Origin of the sequence: Syntrophotalea acetylenica (assembly GCF_001888165.1) — a bacterium.
Classification (GTDB): Bacteria; Desulfobacterota; Desulfuromonadia; order Desulfuromonadales; family Syntrophotaleaceae; genus Syntrophotalea; species Syntrophotalea acetylenica.
The window spans coordinates 1,479,018-1,499,014 of record NZ_CP015455.1 but is presented as its reverse complement, the minus strand read 5'-3'; the positions used below and the strand labels follow the sequence as shown (position 1 = coordinate 1,499,014).

Here is a 19,997-nt window from a genome sequence, read left to right as displayed (position 1 = left end):
AATTTTTCCGATTTCAGGAAATGTCAATCTGGGCCCTTTGCAGCCTGCCGCTGAAATCGCGGTAAACGACCTTGATTCGCGAAAAGAAATCGATAGCCCCCATCCGCCCGCCTGCCTCGGGGTGGCCGGAGCCCGAATGCTTGAAGCCGCCGAAAGGCAGTTGAATTTCGGCGCCGATGGTGCTGGCATTGATATAGACCAGGCCCGTTTCCAGATCCCTTTCGGCGCATGCCGCGAGGTTGACATTGCGGGTGTAAACCGACGCCGACAGGCCGAAACGGCTGCCATTGACAATGGCGACCCCCTCCTCGAAGGAGCCGCATTTCATGACAGCTACCACCGGCCCGAAAATCTCTTCCTGGGCAATGCGCATGCCTGGCAGAACTTCTGAAAAAATTGTCGGCTCGACGAAATAACCTTCGGCAAGCGCACCGTCGGAGGCCTGCTTGCCGCCGCAATGCAGACAGGCCCCCTCCTCGACCCCGATGCGTATGTAGTTGAGAACCTTGTTCACCGCGCGCCTGTTGATCAGCGGCCCGACATCGGTGCCCTTATCCAGGCCGTCGCCCAACGACAGATTGGCGCTGGCCCGCGCCAGGCGCTCAAGAAAGGCATCGTGCACCCGTTCATGAACAATGACGCGACTGGCCGCCGTGCAGCGTTGCCCGGTGGTACCGAAAGCTCCCCACAGCACCCCCTCCAGGGCCAGATCGAGATCTGCGTCGTCCATGATGAGGATAGCGTTCTTGCCGCCCATCTCCATGGCGATGGGACGATGCAGTTCGGCCGCTGCACCGGCCAGCGACTCGCCAACGGCACAGGAGCCGGTAAAGGATATGCCCTGCACGTCCGGATGGGTCGCCAGCGCTTTGCCGACGGTATCTCCGGAACCGGTGATCAGGTTCAAAACGCCGTCCGGAAGGCCGGCCTGCTGCAACGCCTCCGCAAAAGTTACGGCGCACAGGGGCGTATCGGAGGAAGGCTTGAGTACCACGGTGTTGCCGCAGATCAGGGCGGCAAACACCTTCCAGGAAGGAATGGCGATCGGGAAATTCCAGGGGGTGATAAGAGCGAAAACCCCCAGAGGAACCCGGATCGACTTGCCATCCTTGTTCGGCAGTTCGCAGGGCACCGTTTCCCCTTGCAGCCGGCGCCCCTCGCCGGCCATGAAATAGGCCATATCGATGGCCTCCTGCACATCGCCCAAACCTTCCGGCAGCACCTTGCCCATTTCCCGCGTCACCAGTTCCCCGAGCTCGTGCTTGCGCCGGCTGAGAATTTCCGCCGCCTTGAACAGAATCTCCGCCCGTCGCGGTGCCGGCATGCTCCGCCATCGCGGGAAAGCTTCGGCAGCCGCCGCGACGGCGCGGTCGACATCCTCCTTTTCACTCAAAGGATAGCGCGCCACGATTTCCATATCATGGGCAGGGTTTACACTCTGACCGTATGCACCGTTTGCCGGCGCAACCCAATGGCCGCCGATAAGATTGCGAATTGTTGTCATGATCCTGACTCCCGCCGGAAGAGCAATGCCCGAACCGCGTCCGAGGCCTTGAAATCGAAACCTGTTGAACACTTCCAGCTTAGCAGATACCCCTGCCCTTTCAAGAAAACCGCCGTGCGAGCCTGCACGCCAAAATATCTTGAAAGCCGGCCACATCTGGGGCAGTATAGGTGCGATCATGCAATCGGTGACGCATCTGCATTATTCAACTTCGAGGAGTTTCCATGGCCATTATCCATCCCACCGCAATCGTTGATCCATCGGTACATCTGGCGGACGACGTTGAAATCGGCCCCCATGTTTTCATCGATGCGGATGTCGCCATCGGCGCGGGCAGCCGTCTCATGCACGGCGCCCACATCGGCCGCTGGACAACCCTGGGCAAGGGCAACCAGGTCTTCCCGGGTGCCGTCATCGGGCAGTCCCCCCAGGATATCGGCTATCATGGCGAAGAAGCGTACACGGTCATCGGAGACAACAACATTTTTCGGGAAGGGGTTACCGTGCACCGCGGTAATCGGGAGAACACCTCGACCATCATCGGCAACAACAACTATTTCATGGTCAACAGCCATGTCGCCCACAACTGCCGCATCGGCGACCACGTCATCATTGTCAACGGCGCGCTACTCGCCGGGCATGTCGAGGTCGGCCATCGCGCCATCATCTCCGGCAACTGCCAGGTGCATCAGTTTGTGCGCATCGGCGATTATGCCATGATGCGGGGCGGCTCCGGCGCCACCAAGGATGTCCCGCCCTTCTGCATTAACGACGAAATGAGCTGGATCCGGGCCGTCAACCTCATCGGCCTGCGCCGCAACGGCTTCGACACCGACCGCATCCTGGCCGTCAAAAGGGCCTTCAAAAAGATCTTCCGCTCCGGCATGCGCCTGGAAGATGCCGTCAACGAACTGGACACCGCCCCGGCCACAACGCCCGACGTACGCATGCTGATCGATTTTATCCGCGCCTCCAAGCGCGGTATCGGCAGCGGCCATGGCAAGATCCGGGAGTGAAACGCCAGCAGCGCATGAGACCGTGAAAACCAGAAAGGGGAAACGAAGTCAGCCGCTTCGTCACCCTCCGCACGCAACCCTCATGGTCAAAAATTCCAATGATATGTGACAAGCATTGACGATCGAAAAAAGGGGTCCGCGAAAAAAATCGCAGACCCCTTTGTTTGTGAATTGGTGGGCGTTCACAGGATCGAACTGTGGACCCCTGCCGTGTGAAGGCAGTGCTCTCCCGCTGAGCTAAACGCCCGATGTGCTTGAACTTATATCAAGCGCCTGTGATCAAGTCAACAAAATATTTCGGTTGCCGAAGGGTTGCGACGCGGTCTTCACGAACAAAGCCAACCAGCTCTTGCGCTTTTCAGGGAATCGGCTGGAAACGGGCTGTCGCCGCCGGGGATAGCCTTCAGCACGAAGATGGCGTCAGTTTGTCCAGCACCGCTTTTGGCAGGCCATGAGGCTTGCGATCAGCTCCGACCACCAGATGCCGGGTGCGCCCTTCGACAAGCAGTCTGTTTTCCTGGTTGCGAATTTTGTAGCTGAACTCCAGCATGCGGCTGCGCGCTTTTTCCAGGGTTGTCTCGACGGTGATTCGGTCTTCAAAAAAGGCCGGAGCGCGATAGGATACTTCCACGCCTGTCACCATGACGAAAAAACCGTCCCGCTCCATGTCGCTGTAGGCCAGACCACGCTGGCGCAGAAAGTCGGAGCGCGCTTCCTCGAACCACACCAGGTAGCTGGCATGGTGCACGACGCCCTGAGCATCGGTTTCGGCGTAGCGCGCGATGAGATTGGTGCTGGTAATCATGTCGCAAGCTCCCGGTTTTATTCCTTGTAACGTTCGGACAAATCGACAAGCCCCTGAAAATCAATGATTTCGATGGTCCGGCCCCGCACCCGGAGCAGGTTGTCGTCGGACATTTTCCGCAGGGTGCGTGACAGCGTCTCGCCGGCGGTATTCAGGTTGGCGGCCAGTTGCGTTTTGGAAACAGGCAGATGCACGTGCCGCTTTTGCATATCCGACAAATCGAGCAGATAACGCGCCAGCCGGGACGGAACATCCCTGAATGTCAGGGACTCGACATGATCCATCATTTCCCGCAGAATCCGCGAGATTCCTCCGATCATGTTTATGGCAAGCTGCGCATTGTGGTGCAGCAAATCCAGAATGGCCTGTTTGGGAAAAAACAAGAGCACTGAGGGCTCAAGGGCCTGAGCGCACGCCGGGAAAAGTCCGATATCGAAAATGGCCGCTTCGGCAACGGTGCGCCCCGGATGCGCGATGCGCAAAATACGTTCCTTTCCCTCCGGTGACAGCTTGAAGAGCTTGATTTTGCCCTCCACCGGAACGTAAAAACCCGTGGCCTCATCCCCTTCGGAAAAAACCATCTGCCCCTTGACGAAAACCTGCCGCCGGGCAATGCGCGTCAAATCGTCGAGATCGCGATCCGTCACGCCGGAAAACAAGGGACAGCTTTTTATGGCATCGCGATCATTCATCCACGAACACCTCTGTATCTGGCGGTCCTGACAAAAACCGCCTGTCGAAAGGACAGGCGGTCCCATATCCCTGCCGGCAGAATGGCCCTATGCACCTGATGCCCGGCTTTGAGGGTTCGTCGTCTGCCCATGGATGAAATTGCGCACGCCGGCCGCAATGCCTTCGGCATCGAGGCCATAACGGGCATGCAGCTGCGGTTGCGTTCCCTGCTCTACAAACCGGTCCGGCAGACCGATACGCAGCACCCGCGCGGCGATGCCTTCATCACCGAGCATTTCCAGCACCGCCGACCCGAAGCCGCCCTGACGCACGTTTTCCTCGACGGTAACGACGACCCCGGTGCGTCTGGCTTCGGCGATCAGCAATTCCTTATCCAGGGGTTTGAGAAACCGCGGGTCGACCACCCCGACGGATAGCCCCTCGCCTGCCAGCATATCGGCGGCAAGCAGCGCCTCCCGGCAGACGGTGCCCAGGGCAAAGATCACGGCATCGTTGCCATCCCGCAGTTTTTCCCCCCGGCCCACGGCAAACGGCTCGATGGCGTCGGGCAATGGCAGACCGAATGCCTGGCCACGGGGATAGCGGTAAGCCACCGGACCATCATGCAGGGTCGCGGTCAGCATGGCGCGTTGCAACTCGATTTCGTCTCGCGGGGCCATCACGACCATGTTGGGAATGTGCCGCAGGAAGGAAAAATCGAACACGCCATGGTGTGTCGGTCCATCCGCGCCGACCAGACCCGCCCGGTCGATGGCGAAGGTCACCGGCAACCGCTGCAGCGCCACATCATGCACCACGTTGTCGTAAGCGCGCTGCAGAAACGTCGAATACAGGGCAACCACCGGACGCATGCCCTGACAGGCAAGACCGGCGGCAAAGGTAACGGCGTGCTGTTCGGCGATGCCGACGTCAAAAAAGCGCTGCGGGAACCGCTGCGAAAATTCCTTGAGTCCGGTCCCTTCGAGCATGGCCGCGGTAATGGCAACGATGCGTTCATCCTTTTCCGCCATGGCCGTCAGGGTTTTACCGAAGACACCTGTGAAGCTCGCGGGACCGCCTTTGCCGCCACGGACCTCGCCGGTCGCCTTGTCAAACGGCCCGACCCCGTGGAACAGGCTGGGATTGCGTTCCGCGGGCTCAAAGCCCTTGCCCTTGCGGGTAACGACATGCACCAGCACCGGACCTTCCAGGTTGGCGACGTTTTCCAGGGCCGGAATCAAGGTTTCCAGGCGGTGTCCGTTGAGAGGTCCTACATAATCGAACCCGAAGGCCTCGAACAGCATGCCGGGCGTAAAGAACCCCTTGAGCGAGTCCTCTGCCTTGCGGGCGACCTTGAGCAGGTCCTTGCCGATGCGCGGAACATGGCTGAGAAAATTTTCCGCTTCCTTTTTGATGCGCACCACCAGTTCGGAGGTCATTTTACGGTTGATCAGCGATGAAAGCGCCCCGACATTCGGCGAAATCGACATTTCATTGTCGTTAAGCACCACGATCAGATTCTTTTGCTGATCCCCGGCCTGGTTGAGGGCCTCGAAGGCCATACCTCCCGTCAGGGAGCCGTCCCCGATGACAGCAACAACCTTTTCCTGGCTTCCGTGACAGTCGCGAGCCGCTGCCATACCCAGGGCCGCCGAAATGGAGGTGCTGGAATGCCCGACATCGAAGGCGTCGTAAGGGCTCTCATCGCGTTTCGGAAAGCCGCTGATCCCCCCCAGTTGCCGCAGGGTATCGAACTGTTCGAGACGTCCGGTCAACAGTTTGTGCGCGTAAGCCTGGTGCCCGACATCCCAGACAATTTTATCCGCAGGCGTGTTCAGCACCCGGTGCAGGGCAATGGTCAACTCCACCACCCCGAGAGAGCTGGCCAGATGTCCGCCGGTTCGGGATACGGTATCGATGATCTTTTCACGAATCTCTCCCGCAAGAACTTCAAGCTGTTTCACCGAAAAGCTCTTTAACTCATCGGGAGTTCGAAGTTTTTTCAACATACTCACTCCAAAAACCTCCGTTGTCCTCAGAAGGATCGATCCACGATATAGTGAGCGATGCGCCGCAGGGGTTCCGCTTTTTCGTCAAATCCGGAAAGACTCTCCAGAGCCAGGTCCCGCAATTCGCGGGCCCTGGTCCGGGCCGCTTCGAGGCCCAGCAGTGCCGGATAGGTTGCCTTGCCGCGCTGCTGGTCGCTGCCGACATCCTTGCCGAGCAGAGCCTGATCGCCGACAATATCCAGAATGTCGTCAGCCACCTGAAAGGCAAGGCCGGCAGCCTTGGCATAGCGACCGAGTGCCTCGACCTGCAATTCGCTGGCGCCTCCGACCAATGCACCGGACTGTACAGAAGCCAGAATCAGGGCTCCGGTCTTGCGGGTGTGGATATATTCGAGGGTGGCGAGATCAATTTCCTTGCCCTCCGATTCCATATCGACCACCTGCCCTCCGACCATGCCCATGGAACCGGCGCAGCGAGCGATAAGAGAGGTCACGCGGCGCCCCGTATCAAGAGCAATCCGGTCATCCTCTCCCATGCGCGACAGCAGGATAAAAGCTTCCGTCAGCAATGCATCCCCGGCCAGGATGGCCAGCGCCTCGCCGAAAACCTTGTGACAGGTCGGCCGGCCGCGCCGAAAATCATCGTCGTCCATGGCCGGAAGGTCATCATGGATCAGGGAATAAGTATGAATCATTTCCATGGCGCAAGCCGCGGGCATAACCGCATCCGGCGCTCCGCCGACGGCTTCGCAGGCGGCCATCATCAGAATGGGACGGATCCGCTTGCCGGCGGCGAATATAGAATAGCGCATCGCTTTATGAAGCTTTGCGGGCAGCATCTCTTCTGCCGGAAGGTAGCTGTCGAGAGCTTTATCCACCCTTGCCCGGCAGTCCTTAAGATAGGCATCCAAATCCATTTATCCTCCACTACGATTGGCAGGTAAAAAGGGTATCAAATCGTCATTCTTCAAAATTACCAATAACCATGGATCCATCAGGTTTTCTCAGCAGGGTTTCCACTTGCGTCTCGACTGCCTTGAGCAGTTCCTGGCAGCGGTTCGCGCACTTGACCCCGACTTCAAAGGAAGCCAGCGCCTCCTCCAGAGGAAGGTCCCCCGCCTCGAGTTTCTCCACCACCGCTTCGAGAGCCCTCAAGGCATCTTCAAAGGTTTTCGTTTCTTCCATACACATCCTCACAAAGATTGCTGCTGATTATCCCCATCGGAAGCAAAGCGAGTCAAGACATTTCCCGGCGGGCCGTTCGTCGGTATCGCAAAAGCCCCTCGTAACCTTTTGAACGGCGACACCTTTCGCGGTTTTCAGCGACGGGCGGGCGGAGGAAGGCGCGGCTCATGATCGGTTTTTTCCACAATGGCCGCCACCTCTCCCTCAGCCAGCCGGATCGAAACCCGGTCGCCTTTTTTCAGTGCTGTGGAACTGCGCACCACCTGCCCTGTCCTGTCGGCAAAAACAATCGCATAGCCACGATCCAGAGTAGCTAGTGGCGACAGGTCATGCAGCCGGCTGGCCGCCACGCCGAGACGATGCGTACAGCGCTGCAGGGCCCCTTGCATGCCGCGCTGCAGGCGCAGCCGACTCTGGTCGAGGGCAGTGCGCTGCTTGCGCACATCCTCGACCGGCGAACGCAGGCGCCGGCGCAGCCCGGCCACCCGCTCCGCCAGCAGTTGCAGTCGTCCCTGCATCTGGCCGCTCAGGCGCAGGATAAGGTGATCGACATGCCGTTCCAGGTCCTGGCGTCCCTGCACCACCAGCTCGGCTGCCGCGCTCGGCGTCGGGGCCCGCAGATCGGCAACCAGATCGGCTATGGTCACATCGACTTCATGACCGACGGCGGAAATGACGGGAATGGCGGATTCGAAAACGGCCCGCGCAACAATCTCTTCGTTAAACGCCCAAAGATCCTCGGGAGATCCCCCGCCCCGTCCGACGATAATAACGTCCGCCTGGCCGTTGCGATTAAGATCGGCAATGCCCCGGGCAACCTCCTGCGCGGATCCGTCTCCCTGAACCCTTACCGGGCAAAGCAGCACCCGCAATCCGGCCCCGCGCCGGCGCAGCACATTGAGGATGTCGTGAATCGCTGCCCCGGTCGGCGAGGTAACCACGCCGATAGTGCGGGGGAAAGGCGGCAGCCTGCGCTTGCGGGCAGCGTCGAACAGCCCCTCGGCACCGAGTCGCCGTTTGAGTTTTTCAAATGCCAGCTGCCAGCTGCCGACCCCCAGCGCCTCCATGCGCTCGACCACCAGCTGCAGTTCGCCCCGCTGCGGATACAGGGACACGCGCCCCCAGCAGACAACCTGAACACCGTTCTCGGGCATAAAATTCAACAGGCGATTCGCGGTGCGAAACATGACTCCGCGCAGTTGCGCCAGATCGTCCTTCAGTGCAAAATACAAATGGCCGGAAGATGGCGCGGAAAAGTTGGCAATCTCCCCGGTGACGACAACCTGAATGAAATTTTCCTCGACCAGATCCCTGAGCAGGGAAACGAGACGTGAAACCGAAAGGGTTCCGTCGTTGGCATGCATAAGCGGCAACCTTGATTTCGATGATTATCTGTGGGGATGTTGACTTCCCGGATGGGTTTCCTTATAAATTGCCCTGGATCACTTCCCGACAAAGGACACGGCATGATTGAACCCTATGTGGTAACCGTATCGAGCGAAAAAGGCGGCGTCGGCAAAACCACGCTTGCCACCAATCTGGCCATCTATCTCAAGGCTCTGAATGAAGAACTGCCCGTAACCCTGTTCAGCTTTGACAATCACTTTTCGGTAGACCGCATGTTCCGCATCGGGCGCGGCGCGCCGAAAGGCGACATAATGGATCTGCTGGCAGGCCGGCCGGTCGACCAGTTGCTGGAACTGGGCGAATACGGGGTTCAGTTCATTCCTTCCAGCCGCAAGCTTGAAGCGGTTGCACACCAGGTACGGGATCGCGATCTGCTGGCCCGCGCCCTCGCCGGTTCGAGCATCCGGGGAATCGTCATCATCGACACCCGGCCGACCCTTGATATATTCACCCAGAACGCCCTGTTTGCGGCCGATCGTGTCATTGTCCCGGTCAAGGACACACCGTCACTGGAAAACTGCCGCCACCTTTACGATTTTTTTGAGGAGCAGGGCCTTTCCAAACGCGCCTTGCGGCTGTTGCCGTGTCTCATCGATTCCCGCGTTCGCTTCGACGGCCCGTTCAAAAACGCCTATCAGCTGCTTAAAGGATACGCCATCAATCGCGGCTACAAATGCCTTGAAGGATACATTGCCAAAAGTCCGAAAGTGGAATCCCTCAACACCAATCCCGAAGGTAAAATACACCCGGTGCTGACGCACGGCCGCGGCACCCGTGTACATGTCCAGTTTGCCCACCTGGCACGGCAGGTCTATATCTGTGCCAAAGAAGCATCCGAGCGGCGTCTGCAACAGGTCCGGCAGGACATCGAGCATCAGGAACGTAAACGGGACGCCGACTTCCTGGGGCGCCGCGCCCGAATCGCGCCGGATTGCCTGATTTGCGGAAGGCCGCTGGTTCATCACAACACCATGGAGCCGGCCGGCTATTTCTGCATCACATCCGATCACGAGATCGCGGGGTTTCTCGATGAAGAGTGTTTCTCCACGCTGGTTTTCCGCCACTGCTACAACGCCCAGAAGAAAATCAGCCCCGCGGATCCGCTGATCGATCTATTCAGAGAATCGGCACTGCGGTCGTATTTCGTTCTGAGTCACGCCGGTGATGCAAGCCTGATGTTTCACCGATTCGACGAGGAAGGGTTTGAAATATCAAGCAAATCGATTGCGCTGCGGAAACACGAATCCCGCTTTTTACCCAAAGAGCCTTCTGCCCTCTACAGCCTTGCCTGCCGTACACTCTTCGACGGGGAAACCCCGGTCCGGAAGCGTTTTGTTTTTATCCGCCGCATCAACAGCGAGTTTCCGGAAGAGATTCTGCTGAACGACCCTTTCAACCGCCTCGATGCAGCCATGCGCCACATCGGCGCGCGGCTGCCGGTATCACCTGACTGATTCACCCACCCGGTCGGGCACCAAACAGCTGCGCCTGTATTCGGCTGAAATTTACGCAGGCATCAATCCCGCATGCGGGGCATGGTTTCGGTTCAGCGCTGCAGCAGATGCGATACCGGAACCACCTGCAGATCCGCCTGACGTAAAAAAGCCGCCTCCCGCTTCAGGGCAGCCAGCGTTTCCGGGTAGGGATGACAAATGGCTATCGCCTGGCGCCGCGAACGGGCAATTTTCACCGTTTCACGCAACTGGCGTGCAATCGCCTCGACATCCTGATAATTATCCAGAAAAACATCCCTGGTGGCCGCGGCGACTCCTGCCTGCCTGGCCTCTGAAAAAGCCACGGAACCGGGGCTGGTGCGACTGTCGACGAAGAACAAACCGTGATCCTTCATGACCTCGAATACGGCCCGCATCCCTTCGGGATACTGGGTAAAACGCGATCCCATGTGATTGTTGCCGCCGACGGCATGGGGCACCTTTTCAAACATCGCGGAGACCCGCTGTCTGATTTCCACCGGGTCCTGGCCGAGCAGCAAGGCCCCCGGCCCCGGATCATTGCGCGGATAGCTGTCCGGCTCCATGGGCATGTGGACCAGCACTTCCCGGCCGGCCCGGTGCGCCAGTTCCGCCGCCTGCCGCGTATGCGGTTCGTCGGGCATGACCGCCATGGTCAGGTCCAGATCCAGGGACAGCAAGGTCCGCAGCGCCTCAAGGTCCCGGCCGAGATCATCGACCACAATGGCGATTTTGGCCTTGGGTCCCGGGACTTTTCCCCGGGGAGGAACCATAACCTGCGAATCCGCCGGCGGTTGAAAATGCAAAACCACCTGGGGCTCCTTGTGCATCGATATGGTGAGCCGTTGCCCCGGCGGAATGCTTTGTTCCAGGGAAACCGAGGGGAAATCCTGCTCCAGCACGCGACGCAGATCGTTGTACCAACTGCCTTCCGGCAGGGCGCCGGACAAACGGTAATGGAGAACCCCCTGTTCGAGAACCACATTCCGGTTGCTGAAGGCCACGCCCCCCTTCCACAGGGCACGTTCGATAAGCAATTGCAGCGCGGCATGATCTGTTTTTTCCTCCGGCACCGTAGCGCAAGGGGGCACTTCGGGCGCCGGAACTTGCGGCGGTGACGGCGCCGTGGCTACGGCCGGAGGGGCAACCTGCGGCCGGTTGCGCTGCACCAGCGTCAGGACTGCAAGGCTGGCGACCAGGAAAACCAGCAGAAACAGAGAGGCCAGCAGAACCTGAAAAGTTCGGTCCGTTTTGCGCCTTGAGGTCGGCCGTTTCCGGCGGGAAGGATTCTTGTTGGTGGCCATAATTTAAAAAAGGGGGATGTTTCATCCCCCTTCCATGCGTGAGGTGATGTTTTCAGGCTGCGGATTTGAGCCCCTTGAGCAATTCCCAGCCACGAAGCAGATCGAGCGCCCGCAACAGCTGGTAGTCTTCCGGCAGACCAGCCTCCGGCCGGCTCCCGTCCACGGTCGACGCACCGGGTGTCGATGGCGGTTCCGCCGCGGTGTTTTCTTCCATGTGATTGCTCAGGTCCTTCTCCCTCAACGTCGGGCCGTCTTCGACTTCCCGCAGTTCCATCGGCCGGACCGTGATATCGGGCGTAATACCCTTGGCCTGAATGGAGGTGCCGTTGGGGGTAAAGTAACGAGCGGTGGTCAATCTCAGGCCGGATTCGTTTTCCAGGGAAATGACGGTCTGCACCGAACCTTTACCGAAACTCTGGGTGCCGAGAACGATAGCGCGGCGATTGTCCTGCAGGGCGCCGGCGACGATTTCGGAGGCGCTGGCACTACCGCCGTTGATCAGTACCACCATGGGATAGTCCGGCTCGGTACCCTGACGGTGGGCTTCAAAGCGCAGGCGGCTGTCCTCGATTCTGCCCTCGGTGTAGACAATGAGCCCCTTGGACAGAAACAGGTCGGCGACTTCCGCGGCCTGTTCGAGAAGTCCGCCGGGATTGTTGCGCAAATCAAGGATCAGTCCCTGCAGCCCACCCTTGTTCTGCGCATGCAACTGCTTGAGCGCCGCTCTCAGGTCCCTGGCGCTGCGCTCCTGAAACTGGGCAAGACGCACATACCCGAAACCGTCATCGAGCAAACGGGATTTTACGCTCTTGACCTTGATGTTTTCCCGGGTGAGGGTTATTTCCTTCGGTTTATCGAAGGCATTGCGCATGATGGTGATGGTGATACTGCTTCCGGCCGGACCGCGCATCAGCTTGACCGCTTCCATGATGGTCAGGTCCTTGGTGAAACGGTCGGAAATCTTGACGATCATGTCCCCGGCCGCAAGACCGGCACGGTGCGCCGGCGTATCCTCGATGGGTGAAACAATGGTCAGCACGCCGTCCTTGATGGTGATTTCGATACCAAGGCCGCCGAACTCTCCGGTGGTATCGATCTGCATCTCCCGAAACATCTCGGGGGACAGATAGGAGGAGTGCGGATCGAGCACGCCCAGCATACCGTTGATGGCGCCTTCGACGAGTTTTTCCAGAGGCACTTCCTCGACGTAACTGTTTTGAATAATGGTCAGCACATCGGTAAACTGTTCCAGTTCCTTGTATGGCGTTCCGGTTTTTGCCTCGCTGCAGCTGACAAAATAGTTCGCCACCGCAAAGCCTGCCGCCAGCATCAATAGCGATAACAGGACAATCCGCTTGCCTTTCGTCATCCGGACATCTCCTTCCAGCATATTAACGTCGCGGTTTGAGCCACTGGAGAGGATCCAGAGGCGTGCCGCGTTTTCTTATTTCGAAATAGAGCGTCTTGCCGCCACCAAAACCGGACATGCCGATCTTATCCCCCGGGGCAACCGTATCTCCGGCTTTTCTGAGCAATTGGCTGGCCTGGGCGTAAAGGGTGAAATAGCCGCCGCCATGATCGAGAATGATCATGTTGCCAAAACCGTGAAAGACTTTGGCGAAGGCAACCTTACCCTCGGCAACCGCATAGATCGGAGATCCGGCGGCCTGCGCCAGTTCGATCCCCTGACTCTCATAGCGGGTGCCGAGTTCGGCATTGAAATTACTGCCGAATCGTACGGCCAGCGACCCGGGGCCGGGCCATGGCAAGGAACCTTTTTTGCGACCAAAGGGACCTGACGCGCCACTATACTCGCGCGGTTTTTCCGTTTCAAGGGTTTTAAGCAGGCTCTGAAGACGTTTGGCCTTCTGGCGCAATTGTGACAGCTCGTCCTTCAGGGCCGCACGGTTATCCCGCAGGTTCCCGAGCGCGGCCTGTCGGGTCTGACGCCCCTTGTCCAGCGTACGCCGGCTGGCGGCAAGCACGTCCAGCCGCTGACGCTGGTCCTTCCGCAGCTGTTCCAGTTCGCCAAGCGTGGCATGCAATGTGCGCCAATCATCACGGAACTGCTTGAGCAGTTGACGGTCCCGACGCACAAGACGGGCAAGATAAAAGAAATTTTCGGCGATTTTTGCCGGTGAAGCCTGCTCGAACAGGAGGTTGAAAAGGCGCATTTCGCCCCGTCGATACAAGACCCGTAGACGCCGCCGTACCTGTTGATCCTGTTTGGTAATCTGCGTTTTCAATTGACCGGCGTGCTGTTCCTTTGCCGCGATATCTTTTTCCAGGCGGGACAGTCGGCCCTGCAAACGGCTGGAGTCGCCTTGCAATGTCGCGAGCTGATTTTCAAGCTTCCGCAACTCCTGTTCAACCGACCCCTCCTGCTGCTGGCTGCTTTTAAGTTGCCGGGAAAGGTTGTCGATGCGACCTTGTATTTCCTTGAGATTCTTCCGTTGACGCGCCAGATCCCCGGCACTGGCCGGACAGACACCACCCAGCATGATAACCAGGGAAACGGCCAGCAAACAGGCGAAACGCAAACCCCGATTCCATATCATCGTTAAATCCTGACAAATTTTCTCAGGGAAAGCAGGCTTCCGACCAGACCCAGAGCCAAACCGCCCGCGGCCAGGATGGCCTGTTGTGTCGCCGACAAAAAAAGGATTCCGTCCACTCCGGCAACCACCAGCACACCGTGGAGTCCTTCCCGCAGCATCAGAGAAAACAGGGCCCAGGCTCCGATCAGTGCCAGCAGGCCACCCGCCAGCCCCTGCAATGCACCTTCAAGAAGAAAAGGCATTTTGATAAACAGCGGGGTACCGCCAACCAGCGTCATGATTTCGATCTCCTCACGCCGGGCGTAAAGGGTCAGCTTGATGGTATTGGAGACAATGAACAGAGCGGCGAACAGCAGAAATCCTCCAAATACAAAACCTCCCACCCGCAGCAGCCCCACGAAAGCGTCAAAGCGCTCGAGCCATTCCGGTTCATAACTGATATCCTGGAGTTCGCCGATCTGCCGCAGTCTGGCCACCACCGCCTCGACCCCGGCCTTGTTGCGGCGTTTCTCGTGCAGAACGATTTCAAGAGAAGCAGGCAGAAAATCCCTTTCGACGCCTTCCAGCAGGTCGGCATCATCCCCCAACCGCTTCTGGAAACGCTTGAACGCCTCTTCCCGTGAAACGAAATGAACCTGTTGCACTTCCTCCAGGTTCTTCAGCGAAGCCTTCCAGCCCTGCAACTTGCCAGCATCAGGAACGCGATCAAAATAGGCAACGACTTGTATTTCACGGCTCCACTGCCGGGCAACCTGCTGCACGTTGATGACCACGATGCCGAAAAAAGCGATGATCATCAGCGCTACAGCGACCGTGCCGATGGCCGCACTGCACAATACAGGCGTCTGTCTGAGATTTCGCCCTACCCGTCGTATGAAATATCCGATGGTCTGCAGCAAGTTCCGATCCCTTCAGTCCAAAACAGTGCATGAATCAAGCAATGTGGAGACAGAGCCCAGACAGGTCAGGGTGTGTGGTCTTCGACGAGCCGGCCCTTGTCGAGGACCACGATCCGTCGCGGAAAGCGCCGAATCATTTCCCGATCATGGGTGGCGAAAACAACCGTCGTGCCCCGTGCGTTGGCTCCCTTGAAAAGCTCCATGATATCGTTGGCAACGTCGTCATCGAGATTTCCGGTGGGCTCGTCGGCCAGCAGTATCAAAGGATCCGTAACCAGTGCCCGGGCAATGGCGGCCCGCTGCTGCTCGCCGCCGGACAGTTGCAAAGGCAGACGGTTCAGCTTTCCCTGCAACCCGACGTGTTTGAGGGCCTGATAAACCTTGTTGCTGATTTCGTAGCGCTTTTTACCCTGAACTTCGAGGGGAAAAGCGACGTTCTCAAACAAGGTCCGGGTGGATATCAATTTGAAATCCTGAAATACGATGCCGATTTTGCGCCGCAGCAGAGGAATGCGCCAGGATCTCATACGGGTTATGTTCATGCCATTGACCAGAATCTGGCCTCGACTGGGCTTTTCAGCGCCGTACAACAATTTCAGAAGAGTGGATTTTCCGGCCCCGGAGGAGCCGGTCAGATAGAGAAAATCACCCTTGGGAACCTTGAGACTGAAATCGGTCAGGGCGCTGGCGTCTTTCTGATATGACATGCAGACATTGTAAAGCTGAATCATGAAATCTCTACCAGTCGCGATAAGGAATGCCGTTGAGTCCTGCCAGGTTGCTGCCGCTGCGTACATCGTAGACAGCGCCAGGATCCCCCGCGCCAAGATCCAGTACTTCTGGTGGTATGGTGTACCATGTTTCCGCACTTCCGGTAAAGGGGTCCTTGGGAATGCCCCGCAAGTAACGCTTTTCGACCAGTTCTTCCAGGCTCTCCGGGTATCGCCCCTGATCGGCGAAAAAGCCGTCAATAGCCTTGCGCATCTGATACAGGTTTTCCCGCAGCACCGATTCCCGTGCCTGAATCAAATTTCGCTGGTAATGGGGGACGGCAATGGCGGCCAGAATCGCCACGATCGTCATGACGATCATCAATTCGATGAGCGTAAAACCGGCACAGGGCCGTACCCGGAGCTCCGCAACGGTCTTACCAGGAACTGTAGGCGGTCCCGTCCAGCGCTGTCTGATCGCTTCGACTGTACACATCATAAACATCCTTACCGTCCCAGGAAGGTGAATCCGGCGCATCGCGATAGCCACGCATCCCCCACTCTTCCTCGGGATTGAAGGGATCGCGAGGAATCCGCCGCAGATATTTGCGGGGAAAGGCATAAAGCCCGCCCCAGTTTTTGCCCGTCACCAGTTCCTCAAGGTTGAGCGGATAGCCGGTCTGGTCGGTATCCGAAACGATGTGTTTGTCCAGAACCGCCTTGTCGAAATCTGCCTTGTACTGGTCGATGGCCGACCGCAATTCCCGCAGCGATCGCCGCAGTTCCATCTCCTGGGTACGCTTGATCGTAACTTCGGCAAGGGGCAGCACGGCCGAGGCCAGGATACCGACAATGGCGACCGTAATCACCACCTCGATCAGCGTCATCCCCGCAGGGTTTCGGGCGACGGAAAACATTCTGCGCATCATGTCATCTCGCCTCGGCAGTCATGCTCCCGGCACTGCAGGACAGAGTCTGGCCGTCGGCAGAAACCAGCTCGCACGCCTCAAGAGAGACCTCCAGCCTGCCAGCCGCCAGGACCTTGAAAGCAACCAGCGCCAGAGCCCCTTCTCCGGAGACCCCGGGGATGCCCTCAACCCTGCTCACCTGGGCCTCGATGGTGCCGGCAGGAACCCCTGCCAGCAAAGCACGGCTTTCCTCTTCCTCCTTGCCCATAAGCGGCCCGGGGTGAATGCCGGCAAACTCGGCGAGGGTTCCGGGATAGCGCAACGTCAGACGCGCGGCGACGAGATCCCGGACCTTCGACGCCACAACCTGCACCACGAAAGAGTCTCCCGCTGCCACCTCCGAAGGGCCGTAAAGAGCGATCTCGACCGGCGTTTCGTCCGATCCCGGACCGGCCTCGGACGTCATTTCAGGTTCCTGCATGGCCGGCACCCCTCGAAAATCCTCGCCGCCCGGAACGTCGGCAAAGGAGGGGAAACGCAATCCCGGGGTCAGGTCATTCTCGCTGCCCGACCAGATGGTCGCCACATCCGGGGCCGGCAAATCGACCGTGCGCACGATGTGGGGCGTGATCGACAGAAGAATTTCCCGCTTGTTTTTTTCCTTGCTGCGCCCCGTGAAAATCTGCCCCAGAACCGGGATGCCGCCGATGAGCGGCAGAGTGTTGCGGGAGTCCTGCAAGTCGTCACGGATCAGCCCGCCAATGATGGTCCGCTCGCCATCCTTGAGGATCAGGGAAGACCCGGCATTGGTGGTCGATATGCGCAACGCCGACCCTCCTCCCGCGATCTCCTCTTTTTCCAGGATGCTGCTGACCTCCAGCGCCAGGGTGGTGATTACCGTGTCATCCAGCCGGATGATCGGCTGAACGTCGAGCTTGACGCCAACATCGATATACTGCACGTTGGTAGAGGTGATGTCACCGGTCGTTGTACTGATATTGGTGGTAACGATCGGCTCGCGGGTACCGATGTGTACCTTGGCTTTCTCCCGGTTTTTCACACGTATTTTGGGATTGGCCAGAATCTCGCTGTCGGTCAGGGTCTTGGCAAAATCAAAGGTGGCGGTCGGCAGGGTATAAAAAGACTCGAGCCGGCTGAAGCTGCTTGCCAGGGTGTCCGTGGAGCCGCCCGCGGTCAACACATCGCTCAGCAATTGACTGACCAGATTGCCATCGCTGTCGACCATCGATTGCCCGAATCCGGCACTTATGGAATAGGTGCTGAGTTTAGGTCCGAGTTTCAGAACGTCGCGGTGACTGACCTCCACCAGCTCCAGATCGAAAACCACCTCCGAATCGTTGCGGTCCGCGGCTTCCAGAAGCTGCCGCGTCAGTTCTATGACCTCGGGCTTGTCGCGCATGACAATGGCGTTGAGCTCTTCATGAACATAGATCTTGCGCGTCTGCATCATGGTCCGCAACATATTGACGGCGTTCTTGGCTTCGATATTGGACAGATAGAACACCTGGATAACCCGGTCTTCGTACTGTTTTTCCTTCTCGGGATTTTTCGGGTAGACAAGAATGGTGTGGCTGTTCAGCACGCGCTTGCCGAGTCCGTTGAGCTTCAGCAACAGATCCAGGATCTGGGCAAAAGAAGCATCCTTGAGCAACAGGGATACCGGATTCGGGGGAATAGCTTCGTCAAGAATGAAATGAATGCCGGACAACTGCCCCAGCACCGCGAAAGCCTGCCGCACGTCCATCTGCGAAAACTGCAGGCTCAACGGCTCGCGGGAGGACAACTCCAGTTCATACCCGTCCATGACGAGCTGGTCCGCCATCTCGATCTGCTGCATCAGCTGCCTGGCCTCATCGTGTCCGGCGTCGAGTTTCAAGGCCTTTGACAGGCTGGCTCTCGCCTGGCTGTAACGGGCCGCCTTGATAAAGTCCCTGGCCTCGCTCACGAGCTGTTCCACCGCGATGCGCGTCTGCACTTCCTTCAGTTTCTGAGCCGCGGCCGTCAAACTGCCATCCAGCTGGACCGACTGGCGGTATTCGGCGACGGCCTGCAGCAGTTGCCCCTGCCGTGCAAATTCCTGCCCGCGATCATAGTGCCACAAGGCGGAGCGATTACGAGTATCGAGCCATTTCAGACGGTATTCATGTCTTGCCGGCTCTCTGGCCATGGCCTCGGCAAATTGTTCCAGCGCCAGATCGTATTCACCCTGTTGCAGATACCTGTCCCCGGCATCGAAGGCCCTGGATCCGGCGCACCCTGTCAAGATCGCCAGCAACAGGACAATCGTCCACAACGCCCTATTTTTCAACGATACCATCAGCAGGCACCTCCTTGTCTATGTCTTCCGGCTCGGCCGGCACCGAAAACTCCGCAGGTTGACGCGTCAGGGTTGCGGGCGCGGTTGATCGACCGATGGGCGAGAGAATCGAAATGGGCGGCTGGAGTGCCTCTATCCGGTAGCTCTCGGCTTCTTCATCGTGTTTTACAATCAGATTTTGCCCGTCGATCTGCAGCAGGGCGTAATGGTCCCCCGGACCGAAACGCTCTCCGGAGCGCACCACAAAAACCTCTCCGGACACCGACAGAAAAACGCGGTGCACCGCTGCATGCTTGAGCATGCCAAGAAACACGGGCCGGGGAGGAGGAGGCGGCGTCAGAGGGGCCAAGGCAGCGGACGCGGACGCAGAGGCCTGTGCCGGTCGACCGTTGGCCGTCGAGGACAGGCGTGGTTTGGCCGCTGCGGGAAACAGCGGTGCAAAAATGTCCCGGGCCGATGGACCGGATCGATCGGCATCCTTTTCAACCGGTGCCATTGCGGCTTCTTGCCCGGCATCGACGGGTTTGCGCGGTACCGCCGCAAAAGGCGGGCTGTCGCTCACGGTATTCTGCCGTGGCCAGTTGAGATAGGCGTAAAGCAGCGCACCCCCCAGCAGGAGCAGAAACGGCAGAAGTATTTTTAACGACCGGTTCATGGCGACCCCGTATTGAAATATGCCGACAGCCGGAGGCTCAAAATCACTTCATCCCTCTCCGGTTGGCGGGCATCGAGGCGGATCTGCTCAACCACCACAAGTTGCTCCCATTGTTCAAGTCGTTCCACAAATTCCCGGAGCGTGCGATAGGGTCCGCTCACCGAAAATTCAAGCGTATAGCGAAGAATGTCCGGCAGGTCGGTGTTTTCCGGGCGATAGGCAATGCGGTTGATGGCAAGTTCGGAATCACTGGCATACTGATAGAGTTGCTGGATAAAATCCGGGAATGTCCGGTACGCGGCTACCTGCCTGTAAAAATTGTCGCGATCCTGCAACAACGCCCCACAGGCCACTGTCGGGCCTGGCTGCTCCCTGGCAGTACGAGCGGCAGCCTGCCGCTGCGCCAGCAGCGAAACATCCCTCTCCAGCCCCGGCAGCATAATACCGTGTAACATACCGTACAGCAGACCATTGAGCAGCACCCCTGCCAGCAACAGCAGAAGCAGGCTGCGATGGCTGCGCCAGAGTTCCGTAAAAATAATTTTCAAGGCCATT

The 19,997-nt window shown here is 58.5% G+C and carries 19 protein-coding genes and 1 tRNA gene; 2 read left to right on the top strand and 18 right to left on the bottom strand.

All coding sequences use genetic code 11. The annotated features are described in order from the left end of the window. Nucleotides 1-13 precede the first annotated feature (13 nt). Entirely contained in the window at nt 14-1,504 is a 1,491-nt protein-coding gene (locus tag A6070_RS06905; RefSeq protein WP_072287637.1) for an aldehyde dehydrogenase family protein, read from the bottom strand. A 224-nt stretch (nt 1,505-1,728) separates the two neighbouring features. On the opposite strand from A6070_RS06905, the gene lpxA reads away from it, so the two are divergent. Beyond that, a complete protein-coding gene (lpxA, locus tag A6070_RS06900) occupies nt 1,729-2,520 on the top strand; it encodes an acyl-ACP--UDP-N-acetylglucosamine O-acyltransferase (RefSeq protein ID WP_072287636.1) in 792 nt (263 codons plus the stop codon). 172 nt (nt 2,521-2,692) lie between these two features. On the opposite strand, the gene A6070_RS06895 is transcribed toward lpxA, so the two are convergent. The 7 genes from A6070_RS06895 to xseA form a co-directional block, all read right to left on the bottom strand. Continuing rightward, nucleotides 2,693-2,767, bottom strand: a tRNA-Val gene (locus tag A6070_RS06895). A 156-nt stretch (nt 2,768-2,923) separates the two neighbouring features. Beyond that, nucleotides 2,924-3,325 carry an acyl-CoA thioesterase gene (locus A6070_RS06890; RefSeq protein ID WP_072287635.1) on the bottom strand — a complete coding sequence of 134 codons (402 nt, stop codon included), beginning with the start codon at nt 3,323-3,325 and terminating at the stop codon, nt 2,924-2,926. Nucleotides 3,326-3,342: 17 nt separating this feature from the next. Next, a complete protein-coding gene (locus A6070_RS06885; protein WP_072287634.1) occupies nt 3,343-4,017 on the bottom strand; it encodes a Crp/Fnr family transcriptional regulator in 675 nt (224 codons plus the stop codon). Nucleotides 4,018-4,104: 87 nt separating this feature from the next. Beyond that, the gene (gene dxs / locus A6070_RS06880; protein WP_072287633.1) at nt 4,105-6,006 is read right to left on the bottom strand and encodes a 1-deoxy-D-xylulose-5-phosphate synthase; all 1,902 of its coding nucleotides are present in this window, start codon (nt 6,004-6,006) and stop codon (nt 4,105-4,107) included. Nucleotides 6,007-6,032: 26 nt separating this feature from the next. Continuing rightward, nucleotides 6,033-6,923, bottom strand: coding sequence for a polyprenyl synthetase family protein (locus A6070_RS06875; protein ID WP_072287632.1), 891 nt, complete (start codon nt 6,921-6,923; stop codon nt 6,033-6,035). A 43-nt stretch (nt 6,924-6,966) separates the two neighbouring features. After that, nucleotides 6,967-7,191, bottom strand: a complete 225-nt coding sequence (xseB, locus tag A6070_RS06870) for an exodeoxyribonuclease VII small subunit (protein WP_083558803.1) — start codon at nt 7,189-7,191, stop codon at nt 6,967-6,969. 134 nt (nt 7,192-7,325) lie between these two features. Continuing rightward, nucleotides 7,326-8,555 (bottom strand): exodeoxyribonuclease VII large subunit, encoded by a 1,230-nt coding sequence (xseA, locus tag A6070_RS06865; RefSeq protein ID WP_072287630.1) that lies wholly within the window; start codon nt 8,553-8,555, stop codon nt 7,326-7,328. Nucleotides 8,556-8,657: 102 nt separating this feature from the next. On the opposite strand from xseA, the gene A6070_RS06860 reads away from it, so the two are divergent. After that, nucleotides 8,658-10,052, top strand: coding sequence for a ParA family protein (locus A6070_RS06860; RefSeq protein WP_072287629.1), 1,395 nt, complete (start codon nt 8,658-8,660; stop codon nt 10,050-10,052). A 92-nt stretch (nt 10,053-10,144) separates the two neighbouring features. On the opposite strand, the gene A6070_RS15350 is transcribed toward A6070_RS06860, so the two are convergent. The 10 genes from A6070_RS15350 to pilO all read right to left on the bottom strand — a co-directional run bounded on the left by A6070_RS15350 (nt 10,145) and on the right by pilO (nt 19,996). Continuing rightward, nucleotides 10,145-11,374 (bottom strand): divergent polysaccharide deacetylase family protein, encoded by a 1,230-nt coding sequence (locus tag A6070_RS15350; protein ID WP_072287628.1) that lies wholly within the window; start codon nt 11,372-11,374, stop codon nt 10,145-10,147. A gap of 52 nt (nt 11,375-11,426) precedes the next feature. After that, entirely contained in the window at nt 11,427-12,743 is a 1,317-nt protein-coding gene (locus A6070_RS06850) for a S41 family peptidase (RefSeq protein ID WP_072287627.1), read from the bottom strand. 22 nt (nt 12,744-12,765) lie between these two features. After that, entirely contained in the window at nt 12,766-13,932 is a 1,167-nt protein-coding gene (locus A6070_RS06845) for a murein hydrolase activator EnvC family protein (protein ID WP_072287626.1), read from the bottom strand. Nucleotides 13,933-13,934: 2 nt separating this feature from the next. Continuing rightward, complete coding sequence (gene ftsX, locus A6070_RS06840) at nt 13,935-14,831, bottom strand: permease-like cell division protein FtsX (RefSeq protein ID WP_072287625.1); 897 nt, start codon at nt 14,829-14,831, stop codon at nt 13,935-13,937. A 65-nt stretch (nt 14,832-14,896) separates the two neighbouring features. Then, nucleotides 14,897-15,562, bottom strand: a complete 666-nt coding sequence (gene ftsE, locus A6070_RS06835) for a cell division ATP-binding protein FtsE (protein ID WP_072287624.1) — start codon at nt 15,560-15,562, stop codon at nt 14,897-14,899. 7 nt (nt 15,563-15,569) lie between these two features. Beyond that, nucleotides 15,570-16,037 (bottom strand): type IV pilin protein, encoded by a 468-nt coding sequence (locus A6070_RS06830; protein ID WP_083558800.1) that lies wholly within the window; start codon nt 16,035-16,037, stop codon nt 15,570-15,572. Then, nucleotides 15,979-16,470 carry a type II secretion system protein gene (locus tag A6070_RS06825; protein ID WP_327191983.1) on the bottom strand — a complete coding sequence of 164 codons (492 nt, stop codon included), beginning with the start codon at nt 16,468-16,470 and terminating at the stop codon, nt 15,979-15,981. The genes A6070_RS06830 and A6070_RS06825 overlap by 59 nt, the downstream gene beginning before the upstream one ends. A 1-nt stretch (nt 16,471) precedes the next feature. After that, nucleotides 16,472-18,787 carry a secretin N-terminal domain-containing protein gene (locus tag A6070_RS06820; protein WP_083558799.1) on the bottom strand — a complete coding sequence of 772 codons (2,316 nt, stop codon included), beginning with the start codon at nt 18,785-18,787 and terminating at the stop codon, nt 16,472-16,474. Beyond that, nucleotides 18,768-19,442: a hypothetical protein gene (locus tag A6070_RS06815; protein ID WP_072287622.1), complete on the bottom strand. Its 675-nt coding sequence runs from the start codon at nt 19,440-19,442 to the stop codon at nt 18,768-18,770. Before A6070_RS06815 ends, A6070_RS06820 begins: the two co-directional genes overlap by 20 nt. Continuing rightward, nucleotides 19,439-19,996, bottom strand: a complete 558-nt coding sequence (gene pilO / locus A6070_RS06810; RefSeq protein WP_072287621.1) for a type 4a pilus biogenesis protein PilO — start codon at nt 19,994-19,996, stop codon at nt 19,439-19,441. Before pilO ends, A6070_RS06815 begins: the two co-directional genes overlap by 4 nt. Between the last annotated feature and the right edge of the window lies 1 nt (nt 19,997).